This is a genomic window from Nocardioides sediminis (genome assembly GCF_003047295.1).
Taxonomy (GTDB): Bacteria; Actinomycetota; Actinomycetes; order Propionibacteriales; family Nocardioidaceae; genus Nocardioides; species Nocardioides sediminis.
This window is the reverse complement of record NZ_PZYZ01000030.1, coordinates 1-512: the sequence shown is the minus strand read 5'-3', so window position 1 is coordinate 512 and position 512 is coordinate 1. Positions and strand designations below refer to the sequence as shown.

1 rRNA gene is annotated in these 512 nt (G+C 45.1%); it reads right to left on the bottom strand.

Going from position 1 to position 512, the window contains the following annotated elements:
* Positions 1-512, bottom strand: a 23S ribosomal RNA gene (locus DAI17_RS20790); the annotation flags it as partial.

Here is a 512-nt window from a genome sequence, read left to right as displayed (position 1 = left end):
GTACACGGTTTCAGGTTCTATTTCACTCCCCTCACTGGGGTTCTTTTCGCCTTTCCTTCACAGTACTGGTTCACTATCGGTCAATCAGGAGTATTTAGCCTTGGAGGATGGTCCCCCCATCTTCAAACAGGATTTCTCGTGTCCCGCCCTACTTGTCGTTAGCTTAGTACCATAATAATGTTTTCGGATACGGGATTATCACCCTCTACGATTGAGCTTCCCAGCTCATTCTCCTAACAAAACCATTATCACTAACAGGCTCTTCCGCTTTCGCTCGCCGCTACTTACAGAATCTCGGTTGATTTCTTTTCCTCGGGGTACTTAGATGTTTCAGTTCTCCCGGTTTGCCTTATTAAGCTATGTATTCACTTAATAATAGTAGATTCTTCATCTACTGGGTTTCCCCATTCGGATATCTTGGATTAAACGCTTCTTATCAACTCATCCAAGCTTTTCGCAGATTAGCACGTCCTTCTTCGCCTCTGATTGCCAAGGCATCCACCGTGTACGCT